The organism is Microtetraspora sp. NBRC 16547 (assembly GCF_030268965.1).
Classification (GTDB): Bacteria; Actinomycetota; Actinomycetes; order Streptosporangiales; family Streptosporangiaceae; genus Microtetraspora.
In genome coordinates, this window is record NZ_BSSE01000002.1 from 208,873 (window position 1) to 228,675 (window position 19,803).

A 19,803-nucleotide genomic window follows, 5' to 3' on the forward strand; every position below is an offset into this window, starting at 1 on the left:
GTCCTCAGCTTCAGTTTCAATGAGCGACCCTAACGCCGCCGGGAGCGACATCACGGAACCGGCCCGCGATCAGATCCCGTGACTCCGAAGCAGGCGGCCACGGACCCGGCCGCGGGCGCGTCCGGGAGCGTGTCCGGGAGGTCCGGGAGCGCGTCCAGGAGCGGAGGTCAGCAGCGCTCGATGAGAGCCTCCAGGTCGAGGCCGTCCGGCAGCGTGCCGAAGGCGTGCCCCCAGTCGCCGCCCAGCCGCGAGGCGCAGAACGCGTCCGACACGGCGGCGGGCGCGTGCCGTACGAGTAGGGACGCCTGGAGGAGCACGGTCATCTCCTCGGCCACCCGGCGAGCGCCGGACTCGCCGGAGGAGGCGAGGGTCGCGCGGACCCGGGCCGCGGCCTCCTTCACCCGCCGGTCGTCGGCCAGTTCGACCTCGGTGAAGAACGCCTCGGCGGCGTCGTGCTCCCGCGTCAGGGCCCGCATGAGGTCCAGGGCGGCCACGTTGCCCGAGCCCTCCCAGATGCCGTTGAGCGGCGACTCGCGGAACAGGCGTGGCATCTGGGACTCCTCGACGTATCCGTTGCCGCCGAGGCATTCGAGGGACTCCGCCGCGTGCGCGGGAGCCCGCTTGCACACCCAGTACTTCGCGGCGGCGAGCGCGGTCCGCCGGAACACGCCCTCGGCCGCGTCGCCGGCGATCGACCGGTCCGTGGCCCCGGCGAGGCGCATCATGAGCGTCGTCGCCGCCTCCGACTCCAGCGCGAGATCGGCCAGCACGTTGCGCATCAGCGGCTGGTCGATCAGCGCCTTGCCGAACACGCGCCGGTGCCGCGTGTGATGCGCCGCCTGGGTCACGCCGTACCGCATGCCGGCGGCCGAGCCGATCACGCAGTCGAGCCGGGTCATGTTGACCATCTCGAGGATCGTCCGGACCCCGCGGCCCTCCTCGCCGACCAGGTACGCCACCGCGCGCTCGTACTCCACCTCGGCCGAGGCGTTCGAGCGGTTGCCGAGCTTGTCCTTCAACCGCATCAGCCGCATCGCGTTGCGGGTACCGTCCGGCAGCACGCGGGGGAGCAGGAAGCACGACAGGCCGCCCGGAGCCTGGGCGAGCACGAGGAACACGTCGCACATCGGCGCGGAGTTGAACCACTTGTGCCCGGTGATCGCGTAAGAGCCGTCGGAGAGGGGATCCGCCGTCGTCGTGTTGGCCCGGACGTCGGAGCCGCCCTGCTTCTCGGTCATCGCCATCCCGGCGAGCAGGCCGCGCTTCTCGTGGGGCGGGCGCAGCCCGAAGTCGTAGCTGCGCGAGGCGAGCGCCGCCTCCCATTCCGCCGTCAGCGCGGGCGAGTGCCGCAGCGCCGCCACCGACGCGTACGTCATCGAGATCGGGCAGCCGTGCCCCGCCTCGACCTGGGACCAGACGTAGAACTTGGCGGCTCGCGCGACGTGCGCGCCGGGCCGCGCGGATGTCCATGGCGCGGCGTGCAGCCCGTTCTCGACCGCCACGCCCATCAGCTCGTGCCAGGCCGGGTGGAACTCCACCTCGTCGATCCGGTTGCCGTACCGGTCGTGGGTCCGCAGCGTGGGCGGGTGCTCGTTGGCCAGCCGGCCCCACTCCTGCGCCCTGGCCGAACCGGCGAGCACGCCGAGCTGCCGGAGCTCGCCCGCGGCCCAGTCCGCGCCCTCCCGGGCCAGCCCGTCGAGGAGCGCCGCGTCCGATGAGACGTCGTGTCCCGTGAGCGGCGGTACCTGGTTGAAGACGTCGTGGGTCACCGGTGCCCCTCCTGTGAAACTCGTCCTGGTTCGTTCGAACATCTCCTCTGAACAGGGTCAGCGGATGACGGTCTCGATGTCCAGGCCTAGCTGCGTCGCGCCGTCCAGGGCCAGGTCGCGCGCGTAGTCGTCGTCCGTCTCCGACAGCACCCGGTGGATTCCGCCGATCGCCCGCCGGTCGCCCCTGGCCGCCAGCCCCCGCACGGCCTCGGCGACCGTCGTGATGTCGCCGTCGGCCAGCCGCGCGGCCAGCGCCTCACGGATGCGCGGGGTGTCGGCGTCCAGGCCGGCGAGGCCCATGGTCGCCCAGTCGCGGACCTCGGTGTCGCCCTCCTGGCTCAGCCGTACCAGCCGGGACAGCCCCTCCTCGTCATCCGGGGGCAGCACGGCGGCGAGCGCCATGGCGTCGCTCGTGGAGGGCTGCCGCCCCGGGCGGTCCACGATCTCCAGCACCTCGGGCAGCGCCTCCGTGTCGCCGTGGTGCGCGATCGCGCCGAGGACCGCGTCGACGACCTTGGGTTCGGTCTCGGTCCGGGCCAGCCGCCGCAGGATCGCCAGGCTGCGCTCGTGGAAGGGCCGATCGCTCGCGTCGTAGCCGAACTGGGCGAGGACGTCCACCGCGAACTCGCGGTCCAGCGGATCGCCGCTCTCGCACAGCTCCGCCGCCGCCTCGAACGTCACGTCGTCATGGCGTTTCTGCAACGCGTGGACCGCCGCCCACCAGGTCTCGCCGTCCTCGTCCACGTCCCGGTACGGCGCGGCGCGGGCGACCAGGTCCTCGGCCGGCGTGCGCAGGCCCAGTGCCTCTTCGAGGAGGATGGTGATCGCCGCGTGGCCACGCTGGCGCGCGGTCCAGAAGCCGTCGCCCTTCGCGTCCCTGGCCTCGGCGGTGATCAGTTCGGTGCCGTCGTCGGCGTGGCCCCTGGCCACCATGACGGCCCACCCCGGCTCGGCGTGCCGGGCGACCTCCTCCCGCATCTCGGCCTCCAGGTCGGCGCCCGCCCAGCGCCTGGCGACGTCCAGGGCCGTGTCGCCCGCGCCGTCCGGCCGTGCCGGGTCGGCGCCGTGCTCCAGCAGGGACCAGACGATCCCGTACGCGCCGAAGCGCGCGGCCGCGGTGAGCGGCGTGGTGCCCTCCTCGTCGGCGATGTCCGGATCCGCGCCGGCGTCGAGGAGGACGTCCGCGGACCTGAGATGCCCCTGGGCGGCGGCCCAGAGCAGGGCGGTCAAGCCGCCGCCCTCCGCGGCGTTCGGGTCGGCACCTCCGTCGACCAGGGCCTGGATGGTCTCCCAGTGGTTCCAGCAGGTGGCCGCGCAGAGAGGTAGCCCTTCGTCCTTGCCCCCGCTCGGCCGGTCCGGGTCGGCCCCGTACTCCAGCAGCAGCCGCACCATCTCGTGGTCGCCGTTGACGGCCGCCCGATAGAGCGGAGTGGTCCCCGGTGCGCGGTTCAGATCCGTGTCGGGATGGAGCATCCGTCGCACCCTGCCGACGTCACCCTCCGAAACCGCGTGCAAAAGCTCACGGTATGTCACTCTTCCATGGTCACACAGGTGGACAAATGGTTCCTTCCCAGGGAGGATGGGCGGCCGCGTTCACCGGGATACTGTTGTCCCGTGAGTGATCTGGGTGGAATGCGGGCGTCGGACGCGGAACGAGAGGCCGTGGTGGAGCGGCTGCGAGAGGCGTCCGTCGATGGACGGCTGACCCTCGCCGAGCTGACGGAGCGCACGGAGGCGGCTTACCTGGCCCAGACTCACGCCGAGCTCGCGCAGCTCACCTCGGACCTTCCCGGTGGAGCGCCCGCTCCCTCCTATCGCCCGCCGGCCACCGGCGGTGGCGGCGGCAAGGTCCGCAAGTGGATCGTCGCGGTGATGGGCGACACCAAGCGGCAGGGCAGCTGGCGCGTCGACCAGGAGATCGGCGCGGTCTGCGTGATGGGCGATGTCACGCTCGACCTGCGCGAGGCCGAGGTCCGCTCGAACACGATCGACATCGTGGCGACCTGCGTGATGGGGGACATCAAGATCATCGTGCCCGACGGTGTGGACGTCGAGCTCTCCGGCATGGCCATCATGGGCGACAAGAAGGTTCAGGTGGTCGAGGCCCCGCCGAACCAGAACGCCCCCGTGGTCCGGGTGCGTGCGTACGCCGTGATGGGTGACATCAAGATCATCGGTGACTCCCGGGCCAAGCCGATCAAGCGCGGCTGGTTCGCGTGGAGCGATTGGTGGCAGGAGCGCCGCGGAGAGACCGGCTACGGCCCTCGCCACGACCTCCGTCACGACATGCGGCACGATCTCCACCACGATCTCCACCGCGATCTCCACCGCGATCTCCACCATGACCCCCGCCAGGCGCTCGGCGAGGCGCGGGACGCCTTTCGCGAGATGCGCCGGGAAGTCCGGGAGACCCACAGGGAGATGCGCAGGGATGCGCGGGAGACGCGCAGAGAGGAACGGGACGCGTGGCGCGCGGCCCGCGACGGTTACCTGCCCGAGCCCCCCTCTCCCCCGGAGCCGCCGCAGGCGCCCCGCTGGTGATCGCCCGGACCCGGCCCGTGTCCGACTGACCCGCGTGCAACGGCCCGGCCCGGCTCGGCTCGGGGGGCGTCAGGTCAGTCGATCGGTCGCGTCAGTTGAGCGATGAGCCGGGGCAGGCGACCGGCAGGCCGAGTGCGGAGGCGGCGGCCAGCAGACGCTTGTCGTAGGTCACGAAATGATCCACGACAACCCCGAACTGCATCGCCGTCGCGAGATGGATCGCGTCCAAGCTACGCAACATCGAATCGGAGAAGGTGGCGGCCACGCCGCGAACGGCCACGTCGATGTCGATCCTCTGGATGCCGGCAAGGACGGGAGGAACTCGATCGAGGCGCTCCGGGGCGACACGCCGTATGCTTCGTGGCACCTCGACTTCGACCAGCGCTGAGCTGAGTGGGGGATTGTCCGGTCGGCTCGTCAGCCACTCTCGCAGTGCCAGCGATTCCGGTTCGGGGTGGATCATCTTGACGATGGCGGCGCTGTCCATGTAGATCAAAAGCGCTCCTCCTCCCTCGTGCGGATGATGTCCTCCGCGGCGTTGACGTCGTCGTACGGTTCGGTGTCCATCTCGGCTACCACGTCGCTGAATCGGCGTGTCGCCGGGGTGGCGCGGCCTTGGGCGACCCACTCGTCGAGGATCGTCGTCGGGCCTGGGACGGGAACCAGCCGCGCGACAGTGCGACCGTCCTTGATCACCTCGATGGTCTCGCCTGCCAGGGCCTTGTCGAGGCAGTCCGCGGCGTGATCGGCGAACTCGGTGACTCCGATGCGTTCCATAGCTTCCATGATGCGTTTCACGAGGTCACCGTAGAGCCGCGCACTCCGGTTTGTGGCCGAAACGACACGATGGGTAGTCGGAATATTGCTCTGGGTGGTTCTAGGCGGTCGCAGCGGGCTCGGGCCGGTGGACGGCCTGCCCGTAGCGATCGAGGAGGAGCGTGACGAGTTCGGGGGCCGGGCCGAGGACGTCGGCGACCCGGTGCGCCCCGGCGGCGAGCGTGTCGCGGCGTACCTTGTCGGCGAAATGGCCGGGGGCGAGCAGGTAGGGGGCGACGACCACCCGGGACGCCCCGGCGCGCGACAGCCGTACGACCTCGTCCTGAGGGGCCGGAGCGGCGGCGGAGGCGTAGGCGGGGGTCACCGACCACGAGGAACGGTGTCGCGCCCAAGAGCGAGCCACGCGCGCCACGACCGCGTTGGCCCGGGTGTCGCTCGAACCGGCGGAGACCAGCACGACGGCCGTGCCAGGATCGCCGATCTCCACCCCCGCCTCCGCCAGGCGGCGCTCCAGGGCGGTGACGAGCAGCGGATGCGGGCCAAGGGTCGGCCCGAGGCGGACCCGCAGTCGCGGCCGACGCGCGGACGCCTCGCGCAGGGCGGCCGGGATGTCCACCCGGCTGTGGTAGGCCGCGGTGAGCAGCAGCGGCAGCACCACGGCCTCGTCCAGCCCGGACAGGGCCCGCCCCAGCGTCGGCGGCGCGTGGTCCAGGTAGGCGGTCCGCACGTCCAGATCCGGGCGCGCGAGCCGCACCCCGTCGAGCAGCGCCTCGACCGCCGTGGCGGCGCGTGGGTCGCGTGACCCGTGTGCCACGGCGATCAGCGGCGGGCCGGTCGGATTCGTGTTCACAGATGGGCTCTTTTTGTGGGCTCTTCCGGTGGGCTCTTCTGGACTCTTCCGGGAGTTCTGGACGTGATGTCGGCCAGGTCAACGGGACGTCCGCGCGCGGTCACGCGCGGCATGGCCGGCAGTGGTCCGCCGGTAATCCAAGCGGGGCGGAAACCCCGGCCAGATCAGCGGCAAAGGTTCACAGGTGGATGCCGCACTCGATCTTGCCGAGCCCGGCCCACCGGCCGCTGCGCGGGTCCTCGCCGGGAGCGACCCGGCGGGTGCAGGGTGCGCAGCCGATCGAGGGGTAGCCGTCGTAGTGCAGCGGGTTGATCAGCACCCCGTTGTCGGCGATGTAGTTGTCGACCTCGTCCTGGGTCCACCGCGCGATCGGGTTGATCTTGACCATCTGGCGCTTGGCGTCCCACTCGACGACCTTCGTGGTCACCCGGGTCGGCGACTCGTCGCGCCGGATGCCCGACACCCAGGCGAGGTACGGCTCGAGCGCGCGGTTGAGCGGCTCGACCTTGCGCAGGTAGCAGCACAGGTCGGGGTTACGGCCGTGCAGCCGGGGCCCGAGGTCGCGGTTTTGCTCCGCCACCGTCCGGGACGGCGTCACATCGATCACGTTGACGTCGTAGACCGCCTGGACCGCGTCCCGCGTCCCGATGGTCTCCGCGAAGTGGTAGCCGGTGTCGATGAACAGCACGTCGACGCCCGGCTTGACCCGGCTCACCAGATCGATCAGCAGCGCGTCGCTCATCGAGGAGGTGAGACAGAGGCGGTCGCCGAACGTGGCCGCCGCCCACCGGATGATCTCGCGGGCGGGAGCGTCCTCCAGGAAGCGCGCGGCGGACTCGACGATGCTCTGCAGGTCGAGCACGCCGCGCTGGCGTTCCAGACCGGCCTCTATCTCCACCAGGGTCATGACTACTCCTAAACGTCGTACTTCGAGGGGGCTAGCTGTGCCGTACGCCGATGCCCAGGAACTTCACGCGGAAGGCGCGGGCACAGGAGCGGCAGTACCAGCCGTAGCTCTCCTCTTCGGAGGCGTACGGCTCCAGGTCCTCGTCACCGCAGTAGGGGCAGTAGTAGGGGGCCGCGCGCTCACTCATGACGATGTCGCCTGCCGTCTCGCCCGGTGCCGGCCGTCACGTGAGGTCCGCCTCGTTGGCGCGGTGGACCCACTCGGAGAACGTCTCGCCGTCGTTCTTCTGCTTCTCGAAGTTCCGTACGACGCGCTCGACGTAGTCGGGGAGTTCCTCGGCGGTGGCCTTCAGGCCGCGGACTTTGCGGCCGAAGTTCGGGTTGACACCGATCGAGCCGCCGAGGTGGACCTGGAAGCCCTCGACCTGCTCGCCCCTGTCGTTCACGACGAGCTGCCCCTTGAGGCCGATGTCGGCCACCTGGATGCGGGCGCAGGAGTTCGGGCAGCCGTTGACGTTGATCGTGAGCGGCTCGGCGAAGTCGGGCAGCCGGGTCTCCAGCTCGTCGATCAGCTTCGCCGCGGTGGCCTTGGTCTCGACGATGGCGAGCTTGCAGTACTCGATGCCGGTGCAGGCCATGGTCTGGCGGCGGAACGTCGACGGGGTGACGCGGAGGTCGGCGGCCTCCAGCTCGGCGACGATCGAGTCCACCTGGTCGGGGGCCACGTCCAGGACGACCATCTTCTGCTCGACCGTGGTGCGGACCCGGCGGGAGCCGTGCCGCTCGGCGATGTCGGCGATCTCGCGTAGCTTGTCGCCGTTGACCCGGCCGACCTTGGGCGCGAACCCGACGTAGAAGTTGCCGTCCTTCTGGGGGAAGACGCCGACGTGGTCGCGGCGTCCGCCGCGCGGCTCCTCGGGGGCGGGCCCGTCGGGCAGCCGGTAGCCGAGGTACTCGGTCTCCAGGATCTCGCGGAACTTCTCCGCGCCCCAGTCGTTGATCAGGAACTTGATCCTGGCCCGGTGGCGCAGCCGGCGGTAGCCGTAGTCGCGGAAGATGCCGCAGACGCCGGCCCATACCTCGTGCACCCGCTCCGGCCGGACGAACGCGCCGAGCCGCTTGGCGAACATCGGGTTGGTGGACAGGCCGCCGCCGACCCAGACGTCGAAGCCCTGCTCGCCCTCGTGGGTCACGCCGACGAACGCGATGTCGTTGATCTCGTGCACGGTGCAGTGGGCGGAGCAGCCGCTGATGGCGGTCTTGAACTTGCGCGGCAGGTTGGAGAACGCCTTGTCGCCGACGTACCGGCTGGTGATCTCGGCGATCTGGGCGGTGCCGTCGATCACCTCGTCGGCGTCGATCCCGGCGAGCGGGCAGCCCAGGATGACGCGCGGGGTGTCGCCGCACGCCTCGGTGGTGGACAGGCCGACGGCCTCCAGACGGTTCCAGATGTCCGGCACCGACTCGATCTCGATCCAGTGGAGCTGGATGTTCTGCCGGTCGGTGATGTCGGCCGTGCCCCTGGCGTACTCGTTGGAGATGTCGGCGATGACGCGGAGCTGCTCCAGGTCGAGCTGGCCGCCGTCGACGCGCACACGGAGCATGAAGTAGCGGTCGTCGAGCTCCTCCGGCTCCAGGATCGCGGTCTTGCCGCCGTCGATCCCGGGCTTGCGCTGGGTGTACAGCCCGTACCAGCGCATCCGGCCGCGCAGGTCGGCCGGGTCGATCGAGTCGAACCCGTGTTTGGAGTAGATGTCGATGATCCGCTGACGGACGTTGAGCCCGTCGTCGGCCTTCTTGTTCTCCTCGTTCTTGTTCAGCGGCTCACGGTAACCGAGAGCCCACTGGCCTTCGCCGCGCGGGCGCTTGTGGTGGCGGTTCGCCGGGCGGGCCGGGGTGCTCATGAGGGCGTCCTTAATCCGAAGGATCCGACTGCGGATCCTTAAGGTCGAAAACCAGGTCGAAAACCAGGTGGAAGGTCACAGAAGTGACCTCGAACGCGTGCCTCAGGCGGTCCCGCCTCATCGTCGAGTACGGGGAGCGAACACGGAAAAACACGAAAAAGACGCCTGATCACGCGCCCAATGTCAGAAGCAGACGGGCGACGGTCAACGGGCGTCGATACAGATGGCGCTGCGGACGCGCAGAAGGTCGACGTGGCGTCGCACGACGAGCAACGGGTCCGCTGGCATGTCCCAGACGATACCCGGGGCGTCCTTGATGTCCAAGTTCGGTTTCACGATGTGGACGTCGCTGTGCATGTCGATGCGAGCGTCCATGTGGACGTCGACGCGGACGGCGCGGTCAGCCCTGACTGATCCAGTTCTGCGCCGGCTCCGTCCGGGTGGCCTCTTCGGCCGGTTCGTGGTGCTGGCAGTCGCACCACGAACCGCCGCGGCACTCGTCGTGCCGCCGGTTCTTGCAGGCGTCGCAGATCATGATCTCGCTGTTTCCGGTAGAAGAATATTCCGTTACGCTCGCCGTTCAGGAGGGTGTGCCATGGTCGTTTCCAAGTCCGAGCTGATGTCCGAACTGATCGCCGACCTGAGCGAGCTGTACGCGATGGTGCGTGCTCTGGACCTTCCCGGCTGGGAACTGCCCACTCCCGCGGAGGGGTGGGCCGTCCGCGACCAGATCACCCACCTGGCCTGGTTCGACGACGCCGCCACCTCCGCCCTGACCGACCCCGACGGGTTCCGCGCCGCGCGCGCGGCCCTGATGGCCAGGGGCGAGGCCGCCGTGGACGATCTGGCCGCCGCCGCCCGCGAGCTGGCCCCGCCGCAGGTCCTGGAGTGGTTCCGCACGGCACGAGCCCGGATGGCCGAGGCGCTGGGCGCGGTCGACCCCAGTGCGCGGCTCCCGTGGTACGGCCCGGACATGTCGCCCGCCTCGTTCGCCACCGCGCGCCTGATGGAGACATGGGCGCACGGACAGGACGTGGCCGACGCCCTCGGGATCGAGCGCGCGCCGAGCATGAGGCTGCGCCATGTGGCCATGCTGGGCGTGCGCGCCCTGCCGTACGGCTTCGCGGTGCGGGGGCTGCCGGTGCCCGAGGCGCCGGTCAGGGTGGAGCTCGCCATGCCGGACGGCACGTGGTGGGTCTCCGGGCCGGACGGCGTCCCGGACGTCGTGCGCGGCTCGGTCGCCGACTTCTGCCTGGTCGTCACGCAGCGGTGCCACGTCGCCGACACCTCCCTCACCGTGACGGGCGAGACCGCCCGCGCGTGGATGTCCGTCGCCCAGGCGTTCGCGGGGCCGGCGGGTAAGGGACGAGCGCCCGGAACGCGCGGATAGGCCCGCCATATCGGGAGATAGCGTGAGCCATGATGAACATATGCGGACACTGCTGAACGTCATCTGGCTGGTCTTCGCCGGCGTGTGGCTCGCCCTGGGCTACGTGCTCGCCGGGATCATCTGCTGCATCCTGATCATCACCATCCCGTTCGGCATCGCGTCGTTCAGGATCGCGGCGTACGCGCTGTGGCCGTTCGGGCGCACCGTCGTCCGGGATCCTCGGGCGGGCGTCCTGACGACGATCGGAAACGTCATCTGGCTGATCTTCGCCGGGATCTGGCTGGCGATCGGGCACATCGTCACCGCGATCCCGCTGTTCGTGTCGATCATCGGCATTCCGCTGGGTATCGCCAACCTCAAGATGATTCCCGTATCGCTTCTGCCGCTCGGCGCCCGTATCGTGGACGCGGACAATCCGTACTATTCGTCACGGTAACGGGTAGTCGTTGATTCACTCATCGGTGTCATGACACACCGCCTGTGCGAATACGGTTAGATGCCATGACGTCCGCCGACGCGCCCACCCACCGGCCGAGACACGACTCGCGCCGGGGCATGGCACGCGCTCGGGCCCGCATGGACTGGGTCCGAGGGTCGAGCGCGTGGGCGCTGGCCAAGTCCACCACCCTGGCGGGAGTCAACTACCGCGTGACTGGGCTCGCCGGGGAGGCGGCCTTCTTCGCGCTCCTCTCCCTGCCGCCGTTCGTGCTCGGGCTACTCGGTGTGATGGGCCACCTGAGCGGCCTGCTCGGCGACCAGACCGTCCTGCAGATCAAGCAGTGGGTGATCGACCAGGCCGAGCTGCTGTTCACCGCGAACACCGTGGACCGGGTCGTCCAGCCGCTGCTCAACGACGTGCTCAGCGGGGGGCAGGTCTCGCTCATCTCGGTGGGGTTCCTGCTGTCGCTGTGGTCGGGCTCCCGGGCCCTCTTCGTCTACGTGGACCTCATCTCCATCGCGTACGGCCTGGGGGAGACCCGGGGGATCATCCGGACCCGGGTCATGTCCTTCGGGCTCTACCTGGCCGCCCTGCTCATCGGCATGATCGTCATGCCCGTGCTGGTCATCGGCCCGACGCTGCTCGCGGGGGCGCTGCCGAGCTACAGCGTGCTCGTCACGGTGTTCTACTGGCCCGTGGTGATCGTCGGCTCCGTGTTCATGCTCACGCTGCTCTACCACGTCAGCGTGCCGATGCGGACCCGCTGGTGGCGCGAGGTCCCCGGAGCCGTGCTCGCGCTCATCATCTGGATCGTGTGCGGCGCCGTCCTGCGCGAGGTGCTCGCGGCGTGGTTCACGCCGCTGTCGATCTACGGCTCCCTCGCCGCTCCGATCGCCGTGCTCCTCTGGCTCTACATCACGGCGCTCGCCGTGCTCATCGGCGCGACGCTCAACGCCGAGGTGGACCGGATGTGGCCCCTGGCCGGCACGGCCCGCCGCCAGTCCGAATGACCGCCGGATGGCCCCGGATGATCGCTGGGTGACCGCTGGATGATCGCCGGATGATTGTCGGCGGGACGACGTCGGGACGGCGAAGCGGGTCGCCCGGCGCGTACGCCTCCAGGCCGGGGCGTTCCGTGACGTTCCGGGTCTCGCGGGCGTGAGCCGTACCCGAGGCTCAGATAGGGTGGAGACGTCGCGACTGGCGCTGACGTGCCCTCGGGCACGTGCTAGGTGGGGCACCACTGGGAAGCGAACGTGCGGAGGCCGTGCGCCTGGGTCACCGCGGCTGTCGATGTTGACAAGGAAAGGCGCCAATGGCTGAGAACTCGCTGAACGTCGTCGATCCCGAGATCGCCGAGCTGATCAAGGCGGAGGAGCGGCGGCAGGCCGACACCGTCAAGCTCATCGCCTCGGAGAACTACGTCTCCAGGGCCGTGCTGGAGGCCACCGGGACCGTTCTGACGAACAAGTACTCCGAGGGCTACCCCGGCAAGCGGTACTACGAGGGCCAGCAGGTCATCGACCAGATCGAGACCATCGCGATCGAGCGGGCCAAGTCGGTGTTCGGCGTGAACCACGCCAACGTCCAGCCGTACTCCGGCTCCCCGGCCAACCTCGCGATCTACATGGCGTTCCTGAAGCCCGGCGACACCGTCCTCGGCATGGGCCTGCCGTTCGGCGGGCACCTCACGCACGGCTGGTCGGTCTCCGCGACCGGCAAGTGGTTCAACCCCGTCCGGTACGGCGTGCGCAAGGACAACGGCCGCATCGACATGGACGAGGTCCGCGCCCTCGCGCTGGAGCACCGGCCCAAGCTGATCTTCTGCGGCGGCACCGCGATCCCGCGCACCATCGACTTCCCGGCGTTCGCCGAGATCGCCCGTGAGGTGGACGCGGTCCTCGCCGCCGACATCGCGCACATCGCCGGTCTCGTCGCCGGCGGCGCCCACCCGTCGCCGGTCGGGTACGCCGACGTGATCTCCACGACCACGCACAAGACCCTGCGCGGCCCGCGCGGCGCCATGCTGATGGCCACCTCCGACGAGCACGCGACGGCCCTGAACAAGGCGGTCTTCCCGGGTCTGCAGGGCGGTCCGCACAACCACACGACCGCCGCCATCGCCGTCGCCCTGCGCGAGGCGTCCCAGCCGGAGTTCAGGGCGTACGCCGCGCAGGTCGTGAAGAACGCCAAGGCGCTCGCCGAGGAGCTGTCCTCGCGGGGCTTCGACCTGGTGTCCGGCGGCACCGACAACCACCTCATCCTGATGGACCTGACCCCGAAGGGCGTCGGCGGCAAGCCCGCCGCCCAGGCGCTCGACCGGGCGGGTCTGGAGACGAACTACAACACCGTCCCGTTCGACACGCGGAAGCCGTTCGACCCGTCGGGCATCCGCATCGGCACCCCCTCGGTCACCTCGCGCGGCATGGGCGAGGCGGAGATGCGCCAGATCGGCGCCTGGATCGACGAGGTCGTCACCGCGGTGGCCAAGGGCGACGCCGAGGACGTGATCGCTCGCGTTCACGGCGAGGTCAGCGAGCTGACGGCCAAGTTCCCGGCGCCCGGACTTTCCTGACCGTTCGCGTACGCGTGGCCACGTCCCTTCCGGGGGCGTGGCCACGCGTCGTTCACGGCGTCCCCAGCCGGTGCGTCCCGGGTTGTCTACGTACACTGACGGGCATGGCATGCCGCATCAGTGAGCTGGTCATCGACGCCGCCGACCCCGACCGGCTCGCCGCATTCTGGAGCAAGGTCCTCGGCTACGTCGAACTCGGCCGGGAGGACGACGGAAGCATCGAGATCGGGCCGCCCGGCGTCGGCTTCGGCGGCCTGCAGCCCACCCTCATCCTCAGCCCCAGCAGCGACCCGCGGGCCGGGAAGCTCCGACTGCACATCGACGTCAACGCCACCGACCGCGACCAGGACGCCGAGTTGGAGCGGCTGCTCGCTCTCGGCGCCAGGCCCGTCGACGTCGGCCAGACCGGCACCGAGAACTGGCACGTCCTGGCCGACCCAGAAGGCAACGAATTCTGCCTCCTGCACACCCGGCTCAAGCCCCTCTGACCACGTGCTTCCTGGCGCCAAGCCGCTCGGCCGTTCGAGTGAGGCCGGGGGTTTTTGCTCGTCGGTGTCAGCACCCGAGCTTGCGCTTGAGTTCCGCCTTGTTCATCGACGCCGGCCTTCGACCGCGACGCCTGCAAGCAGCGCAACACCGTCGAACGGTGCATCAACACGCTCAAGCATTGGCGCGGCCTGGCCATGCGATGCGACAAGACCGCCACCGCCTACCGGGCCGCACTCCACCTCGCAGCCATCCTCATCTGCACGGCAAGGTGATCCGAAAGTAACGCCCTAGCCCCGGCGACTTGGACGAGGTCAGCGGTCCACCGGGGTTTTCGCTTCAAGAGTTGCGTCCGGACGCCGTTCGGGCGGCAGGGCGGGGCGGCGGACCAGCAAGGAGCCCAAAGGAAGTGCTGCTTTAAGAAAATCAAGATCAACATCTTGAAAGTTGAATGCGAGCCCGGTATAGCTTTAAATATGACAGAACAGGCGATGGACTGGCAGGAACTCACGAACCTGACCCGGGGCCAGCCGTTCGTCGTCGAGCGGGTGCGCCTGGCAGGAAGCGGCATCGCGATCGAGGGCGAGTTCGAGCTACCGCAACTGGCTCAGCTCAGCGTCGAGGATCAGATCTTCGTCACGGCGTTCGTGCGGTGCCACGGTTCCATCAAGCAGATGGAACGGATCTTCGGGGTGAGCTACCCGACGATCAAGTCACGACTGAACCGGATCACCCAGATGCTCGACTTCGTCGAGATCGATCCGGGGCCGTCACGGGCCGAGGTCATCGATCGGTTGCGCCGCGGCGAGATCACCGCACAGCAGGCATTGTCCGAAATGGAGGGCCGGACGTGATGCCGCAGTTGTTGACCGTACGGGTCAAACGCCGGGACGGTCGCCCCATCCGGATCTGGGTCCCGGTGCTTCCCGTCGTGCTCGTGCTCTCACCGGTGGTGGTCCTGGCCGTCCTGGGGGCGGCCGTGGCCTGCCTGGTGTACCGCATCGATGTGGTGCGGGCGCTCGGCACCGGTTGGCGCATCGTCTCCGCGTTGCCCGGCACCCGGTTCGACATCGAACAGGGCCGTACGGGAGTGCTCGTAGCTATCCGATAGGAGAGATTCCGATGAACGAACAGCGCAAGGACATCCTCGACATGCTGGCCGAGGGCAAGATCACCACAGAAGAGGCGGAGCAGCTCATCGCCGCGCTCGAACGGGACCAGCCGTCGGCGGCGTCGAGACTCGACGCCCGACCGAAGGGCAAGGCGAAGTACCTGCGACTGATGGTGAACACCCTTGAGGACGGCGAGCCGGGGCGGGTCGACATTCGGGTACCGCTGCAGCTGATCCGGGCCGGCGTACAGCTGGCGGCCCTGATCCCGCCGCAGGCGCTGGATCGGGCCAACACCGAACTCAACAAGTCGGGCGTGCCGTTCGACCTGAAACAGATCAAGCCCGAACAACTCGAGGCGCTCGTGGAGCACCTCGACGAGATGACCGTGGAGATCGACCAGCCCGATGCCCAGGTGCGTATCTTCTGCGAGTAGGCGCCGTCCCGTTGGACGGGCCCCCGGGAGGGTGCTGGAACACCCTCCCGAGGCCGCGCCCAGACGGCGTCACGGCACGCGCGGGGTCGTGGACGGGCAGATCTCCCGGTAGGGGAGCGCGGGAACGAAGCGGGCCCACTCCTGGGTCGTCAGCGACCGTCCGGCTTTGGCGCAGACCGCCGCGGCCACGGCCGGCGCGGCCACGGGGAACCGTCTGATCCTGGCGCTGCTGTCCGCGGTGAGCAGCTCGCTCCCGTCGGGGGTGAAGGCCACGGACCAGAGCATGTCGATCCCGGGGTCGAGCCCGCCGCCCGTGTCGGCGGAGTGGCCCAGCAGGGTGCCGGACACCGGGTCAAGCAGCAGCGCCCTGCCCTTGACACCCGGGAGCGCCATGAGGTCTTCGACGGGCGAGTACGCGGCTTCGCGCCCGAATAAGTTCCGCGTTGGGACCCCGACGACTGCGCGGCTGTCGATGTCCCAGCGGGTGAAACGTCCCCTGTCGTCGAACACGGCCAGCACTTTGCCCGAGCGAGTGAACCACGCCTCGAGGCCACCTTCGTCGCCGAAGGGCCGGCCGATCTGCTTGCCGGTGGCCATGTCCAGGAGCCGTTGGTCTCGTCCGGTGACGGCAATACGCCGCCCGTCAGGTGAGAACGCCGCCGCCGCAGGCGCCGGGACCGCCGCCTGCCACAGCCTGCGGCCCGAGCGCCAGTCCCAGAGCTCGACGGTGGACCTCCGCACGATCGCGAGCCTGGTCCCGTCAGGGCTGAAGAACGGCAGAGAGCTCCCTTTCCCTGCCGCGAAGGCGGCCAGCGCCTTGCCCGTGGCCAGATCCGTCACCTTGACCTGGCCGCCGGCTGTGCCCGCCAGCCGGCCGTCACCGCTGAAGTCGAAGGTGTCCGGGGTAGGGATGGTGGCCGTGGTCTTCCCCGTGGCGACCGCGCGGATCGTGGCAGAGCCCTCGTCGTCGGTGACCATCAGGTACCGGCCGTCTTTGCTGAACGTCGCCCGGTCCACGGGCTCCTCCTCCGGCGGACCCTCACGCGACGCCATCAGGTCGGAGACGTCCACGGAGAAGACCTGATCGCCCATGAGATACCGGAACGTCGAGCCGTCGAAGGCGCCGCCGGTCGGCATCATCCCCGTGTCGCCGTCGCCCAGGACTTCGGCCTTGGTGAGCAGCTCGAAGTCGGGCAGCCGCCAGAACTGGACGCCCTCCCGCGACAGCGTGGCCAGCAACCGGCCGTTTCCGCTGAAGATCGGCTCACCTCTGTTGTAGGTGCCCTTGCCGACGTCCTCGGACCAGCCCTCTTTGAGGTTGGTCATCGTCAGAAAGCTGTCGTACGCGACGTGCCAGGTGCCGTCGGGGCTTACGACGCCGTTCTTGCCCTTCACACGCCGCGAGGAGTCGATGGTCGCCTCGGCGCCCTCGTTCTTCTTGACGGCCGCGATCCAACCGCTGGTCAGATAGGCCAGGCGGCGGTACGCCCACGAGCTGACGAGTTTCCCGGAGCGGGTGTCCCAGGCCCCGGCGTGGGTGCCGTTCGCGCCGACGAGCGTGCGACCGGAGGGCGACAGCTGGATCCACGTCAGTTTGCCGCCGTCGAGCCGGAGATCGAGGATCGACGCGATCTGCCTGCCGCTGCGTACGTCCCACAGCCGCGCCTGGCCGTCGCCGATGCTCACCAGCGTGCGCCCGTCGGCACCCAGCTCCGCCAGGCTCGATCCGTACGGGTCGCGGAACATGGCCCGCTCGCGCTGGGCCTGCGAGGCGTTCAGCGCCGCCCTGGCCTGCGGCGTGGCCTGCAGCCGCCAGGCCGCCACGCTGAGCAGCATGCCCAGGCGCGGATCCGTTCGCCTGGTCGTGTCGGCGAGTGCGGCCAGGCGGATCGACTCCGACGTGTTCAACTGCGCCGCCAGCAGCTCGGCCCGGGAGTCGGCGACCGCGCCCTGCCATACGGCCAGCCCGCCCGCCGCCACCGCGATGACCAGGACGCCCGCGAGGCTCAGCGACACCAGCCTGGTTCGCCTGGCCCGGCGTCTGGTCTGTCGCGCCGACGACTCCAGGAAGTCGCGCTCGGCGAGGGAGAGCGTGATGTTCCTTCGCGAGGTGGCCGCCCACTGCAGCGCGTTCTCCAGAGCGGTGCCCTGGAACAGGTCGCCGTCCTTGTGCCCGCCGACCGCCCACCGCTTGGCGGCGGCCAGGATCTGCCCGTGCACGCTCAGCCCGTCACGGTTGGCGTCGACCCAGCGGCGCAGGCGGGGCCAGGCCAGCGGCAGCGCGGGGTGGGCCAGCCAGATCTCCTCGCCGTCTCTGCCCAGCAGGTACGCGAACACCTCCAGGATCCTGGTGATCGCCGACACCTCGGGCAGCGGCCTGTCCTCCACCAACTCGGACAGGCCGGCGTGCCGTACTGACAGCTCGTCGCGTTCGCCCACCGTGACCAGCCGCAGGAACACCTCCGGCGCCAGCTCGCGCTCGGCCGGGCCGAGCAGCTCGTACGACTTCTCCGCCAGCGTGCCGAGCGCCGGGTCGTCATCGGCCCCGATCATCTGGGCGGCGGCCTGGTTGCCCCGGGCGAGCAGCCGCCCGGTGTCGATCCTGCCGTCGCCGCTGACCAGCGCGAGCAGGAGCTGCCGCGCGGACGGGCGTTCCCGCGGGTCCTTCATGAGCGCGGCGGCGGCCAGCGATCGCACGGACTCGGGCAGCACGCTCAGGTCGGGGCTGGAGGACAGGACCCGGTGCATCACCCCGCCCAGGCTCTCCGCCTGGAACGGGTCGACCCCGGTCGCCGCGAACAGCACGATGCCGCCCCAGGCGAACACGTCGGCGGGCGCGCCCGCCCGCTGCCCGCTGAACACCTCGGGCGCCATGTACGTGGGGGTGCCGGTCACCATTCCTGTCGCGGTCAGCGACATCTCGGCGGTCCTGGCGATGCCGAAATCGATGACGCGTGGCCCGTCGGGACCGAGCAGCACGTTGTCCGGTTTGAGGTCGCGGTGCACCACGCCCGCGTCGTGGATCGCGGTCAGCGCGGTGGCCACGGCCGTCGCCAGCCGGTGCAGGTCACCGCCGTGGAATCTGCGCCCGTCCACTACCGCCCTGCGCAGGCTGGGTCCGGGAACGTACTCGCTGACCAGGTAGGGCCTGGGTCCCTCCAGGTTCGCCTCGATCACCCGCGCCGTGCAGAACGAGGAGACCCGCTGCGCGGCCGCGGCCTCCTTGGCCAGCTGCGCCACCTGATCACCGTGCAGCACCTTGATGGCCACGCGGGTGCCGTCCTCGGCGTAGCCCTCGTAGACCACCCCCTGGCCGCCGGCGCCCAGCCGGCCTGCGAGCCAATATCCGCCCAATCGCTGGGGATCGCCCGAAACGAGAATTTCCACGGGACTTTGGATGCGAAGATCGCTCAGAGAGTTCTGCGAAACAGGAGTGCTTTTTCGCACATCTCAACAATCTTGACGACGCTGAGCATGATCACCCTAGGATCACCGCTCATGATCCTGACTCTCGCGCTCAGCGCTTCCCTCGCCATGACCGGTTCGACCGCTCATGTCGCCACCAAGCCGGTGACGTTCCAGGGGTTCACGATCCAGGTCCCCCTCCAGTGGCACGTCAAGAAGGAGGGGGTCAACCTGCGCGTCATCACCGGCGCCTGCTCTCCTCAGGCCGCCGAGTGCCAGAGCTTCCTGCTGGGCGGCGCCCAGGCGATCAAGTACGCCTCCGAGGGCAACCCGTACCGGACTGACCAGGCCTACCACCCCAGCAGCGGCGTGACCGAGTGCGTGCCGATGAAGAAGTACTTCAGCGGGCAGGCCACCCGCGTCAAGACCTCGAAGGCGGCATTCGGGACCGGGCAGCAGGCGCTGTTCACCGAGTGGAAGGTGTCCTGCGACGGTAGCAAGGCGAACGCCGCCTCCTACACCCAGCGCGTCTGGTACGTGAAGGCCAAGAAGGTGATCGTCGTCGACCACTGGAAGACGCCGGAGCTGGGCGCCATCCTCGCCAAGGCCGTGTGGGAGTAGCCGATGCCTGCGGGCGGCGACCGTGAACCGTTGCCGCCCAACCGCGGACGGTCCCCGGCGTCCGCCCGCCACCACCGATCATCGGAGTGCGGCTGAGAATCCTCGCGGCGCCTCCGATAGCCTGTGCCATCGTGGTGCGCGCATGGATCTTGCCGATGTTGTTCGTGGTCGTCGGCGTAATCGTTGCGGCCGCGCGAATCGCCACGGGGTCCCCGGGCGGCGCCGCTGTATCGCTGCTGCTGTTCGTGCTGCTCGCCGGACTGTACTCGCCGCTGGCGTTCCCGAGGTCGATCGGCGCGGTTGAGGCGCAACGCCGCAGTGCGGTCGACGGCCGGCCGATCGTCTACTGGCGGCCGGGCTGCAAGTACTGCCTGCGGCTGCGGATCCGGTTGGGCCGCGATGCCCGCCGACTGCATTGGGTCAACATTTGGCGTGACCCGACGGGTGCGGCGGCGGTGCGGGCCGCCACCGGTGGCGATGAGACGGTGCCGACCGTGGTGGTGGCGGGCCGGCCGTACGTCAACCCCGATCCTGGATGGGTGCGCGGGCAGCTTCCCTAATCCACCTGATCGGGAGCGGTCACGCCCGGCCGCCC

At 69.7% G+C, this 19,803-nt stretch carries 21 protein-coding genes and 1 riboswitch; of the genes, 11 read left to right on the forward strand and 10 right to left on the reverse strand.

What is annotated here, in order from left to right; all coding sequences use genetic code 11:
• Positions 1 to 167 precede the first annotated feature (167 nt).
• On the reverse strand, positions 168 to 1,811 hold the full coding sequence (locus QSK17_RS03695) for an isovaleryl-CoA dehydrogenase (RefSeq protein WP_285702942.1): 1,644 nt from the start codon (positions 1,809 to 1,811) through the stop codon (positions 168 to 170).
• A gap of 15 nt (positions 1,812 to 1,826) precedes the next feature.
• The gene (locus tag QSK17_RS03700; protein ID WP_285702943.1) at positions 1,827 to 3,302 is read right to left on the reverse strand and encodes an ankyrin repeat domain-containing protein; all 1,476 of its coding nucleotides are present in this window, start codon (positions 3,300 to 3,302) and stop codon (positions 1,827 to 1,829) included.
• A gap of 81 nt (positions 3,303 to 3,383) precedes the next feature.
• On the opposite strand from QSK17_RS03700, the gene QSK17_RS03705 reads away from it, so the two are divergent.
• Positions 3,384 to 4,310 carry a DUF1707 SHOCT-like domain-containing protein gene (locus tag QSK17_RS03705; RefSeq protein WP_285702944.1) on the forward strand — a complete coding sequence of 309 codons (927 nt, stop codon included), beginning with the start codon at positions 3,384 to 3,386 and terminating at the stop codon, positions 4,308 to 4,310.
• 91 nt (positions 4,311 to 4,401) lie between these two features.
• Here the strand turns inward: QSK17_RS03705 and QSK17_RS03710 are convergent, their stop codons facing one another.
• The 7 genes from QSK17_RS03710 to QSK17_RS03740 all read right to left on the reverse strand — a co-directional run bounded on the left by QSK17_RS03710 (position 4,402) and on the right by QSK17_RS03740 (position 9,122).
• Complete coding sequence (locus tag QSK17_RS03710) at positions 4,402 to 4,797, reverse strand: type II toxin-antitoxin system VapC family toxin (protein WP_285703250.1); 396 nt, start codon at positions 4,795 to 4,797, stop codon at positions 4,402 to 4,404.
• A 5-nt stretch (positions 4,798 to 4,802) separates the two neighbouring features.
• The gene (locus QSK17_RS03715) at positions 4,803 to 5,087 is read right to left on the reverse strand and encodes a type II toxin-antitoxin system Phd/YefM family antitoxin (RefSeq protein WP_285702945.1); all 285 of its coding nucleotides are present in this window, start codon (positions 5,085 to 5,087) and stop codon (positions 4,803 to 4,805) included.
• A gap of 100 nt (positions 5,088 to 5,187) precedes the next feature.
• Entirely contained in the window at positions 5,188 to 5,937 is a 750-nt protein-coding gene (locus tag QSK17_RS03720) for a sirohydrochlorin chelatase (protein ID WP_285702946.1), read from the reverse strand.
• A gap of 178 nt (positions 5,938 to 6,115) precedes the next feature.
• The gene (locus QSK17_RS03725; RefSeq protein ID WP_285702947.1) at positions 6,116 to 6,844 is read right to left on the reverse strand and encodes a phosphoadenylyl-sulfate reductase; all 729 of its coding nucleotides are present in this window, start codon (positions 6,842 to 6,844) and stop codon (positions 6,116 to 6,118) included.
• A gap of 31 nt (positions 6,845 to 6,875) precedes the next feature.
• A complete protein-coding gene (locus tag QSK17_RS03730) occupies positions 6,876 to 7,031 on the reverse strand; it encodes a DpnI domain-containing protein (protein WP_067131354.1) in 156 nt (51 codons plus the stop codon).
• A 36-nt stretch (positions 7,032 to 7,067) separates the two neighbouring features.
• Complete coding sequence (locus tag QSK17_RS03735) at positions 7,068 to 8,747, reverse strand: nitrite/sulfite reductase (protein ID WP_285702948.1); 1,680 nt, start codon at positions 8,745 to 8,747, stop codon at positions 7,068 to 7,070.
• A 204-nt stretch (positions 8,748 to 8,951) separates the two neighbouring features.
• Complete coding sequence (locus tag QSK17_RS03740) at positions 8,952 to 9,122, reverse strand: putative leader peptide (RefSeq protein WP_285702949.1); 171 nt, start codon at positions 9,120 to 9,122, stop codon at positions 8,952 to 8,954.
• 220 nt (positions 9,123 to 9,342) lie between these two features.
• Here QSK17_RS03740 and QSK17_RS03745 point away from each other — a divergent pair, with 220 nt between their 5' ends.
• From QSK17_RS03745 to QSK17_RS03785, 8 genes are all read left to right on the forward strand, one after another.
• Complete coding sequence (locus QSK17_RS03745) at positions 9,343 to 10,137, forward strand: TIGR03084 family metal-binding protein (protein WP_285702950.1); 795 nt, start codon at positions 9,343 to 9,345, stop codon at positions 10,135 to 10,137.
• Between the two features lie 40 nt (positions 10,138 to 10,177).
• Positions 10,178 to 10,573, forward strand: a complete 396-nt coding sequence (locus QSK17_RS03750) for a YccF domain-containing protein (protein ID WP_285702951.1) — start codon at positions 10,178 to 10,180, stop codon at positions 10,571 to 10,573.
• Positions 10,574 to 10,638: 65 nt separating this feature from the next.
• Complete coding sequence (locus QSK17_RS03755) at positions 10,639 to 11,586, forward strand: YihY/virulence factor BrkB family protein (RefSeq protein ID WP_285702952.1); 948 nt, start codon at positions 10,639 to 10,641, stop codon at positions 11,584 to 11,586.
• Positions 11,587 to 11,765: 179 nt separating this feature from the next.
• Positions 11,766 to 11,862: riboswitch (ZMP/ZTP riboswitch) on the forward strand.
• 29 nt (positions 11,863 to 11,891) lie between these two features.
• A complete protein-coding gene (gene glyA, locus QSK17_RS03760) occupies positions 11,892 to 13,151 on the forward strand; it encodes a serine hydroxymethyltransferase (RefSeq protein WP_285702953.1) in 1,260 nt (419 codons plus the stop codon).
• Between the two features lie 104 nt (positions 13,152 to 13,255).
• Positions 13,256 to 13,639, forward strand: a complete 384-nt coding sequence (locus QSK17_RS03765) for a VOC family protein (RefSeq protein ID WP_285702954.1) — start codon at positions 13,256 to 13,258, stop codon at positions 13,637 to 13,639.
• 438 nt (positions 13,640 to 14,077) lie between these two features.
• Complete coding sequence (locus tag QSK17_RS03775; protein ID WP_285702955.1) at positions 14,078 to 14,491, forward strand: DUF2089 domain-containing protein; 414 nt, start codon at positions 14,078 to 14,080, stop codon at positions 14,489 to 14,491.
• The gene (locus tag QSK17_RS03780; RefSeq protein ID WP_285702956.1) at positions 14,491 to 14,748 is read left to right on the forward strand and encodes a hypothetical protein; all 258 of its coding nucleotides are present in this window, start codon (positions 14,491 to 14,493) and stop codon (positions 14,746 to 14,748) included. The genes QSK17_RS03775 and QSK17_RS03780 overlap by 1 nt, the downstream gene beginning before the upstream one ends.
• 11 nt (positions 14,749 to 14,759) lie before the next feature.
• Positions 14,760 to 15,182, forward strand: coding sequence for an SHOCT-like domain-containing protein (locus QSK17_RS03785; RefSeq protein ID WP_285702957.1), 423 nt, complete (start codon positions 14,760 to 14,762; stop codon positions 15,180 to 15,182).
• Between the two features lie 69 nt (positions 15,183 to 15,251).
• Here the strand turns inward: QSK17_RS03785 and QSK17_RS03790 are convergent, their stop codons facing one another.
• On the reverse strand, positions 15,252 to 18,569 hold the full coding sequence (locus QSK17_RS03790) for a WD40 repeat domain-containing serine/threonine protein kinase (RefSeq protein WP_285702958.1): 3,318 nt from the start codon (positions 18,567 to 18,569) through the stop codon (positions 15,252 to 15,254).
• A gap of 111 nt (positions 18,570 to 18,680) precedes the next feature.
• Between QSK17_RS03790 and QSK17_RS03795 the strand changes: the two genes are divergently transcribed.
• Together QSK17_RS03795 and QSK17_RS03800 are read left to right on the forward strand one after the other, a co-directional pair.
• Positions 18,681 to 19,208: a hypothetical protein gene (locus tag QSK17_RS03795; protein WP_285702959.1), complete on the forward strand. Its 528-nt coding sequence runs from the start codon at positions 18,681 to 18,683 to the stop codon at positions 19,206 to 19,208.
• 155 nt (positions 19,209 to 19,363) lie between these two features.
• Complete coding sequence (locus tag QSK17_RS03800; protein WP_285702960.1) at positions 19,364 to 19,768, forward strand: glutaredoxin domain-containing protein; 405 nt, start codon at positions 19,364 to 19,366, stop codon at positions 19,766 to 19,768.
• Positions 19,769 to 19,803 lie beyond the last annotated feature (35 nt).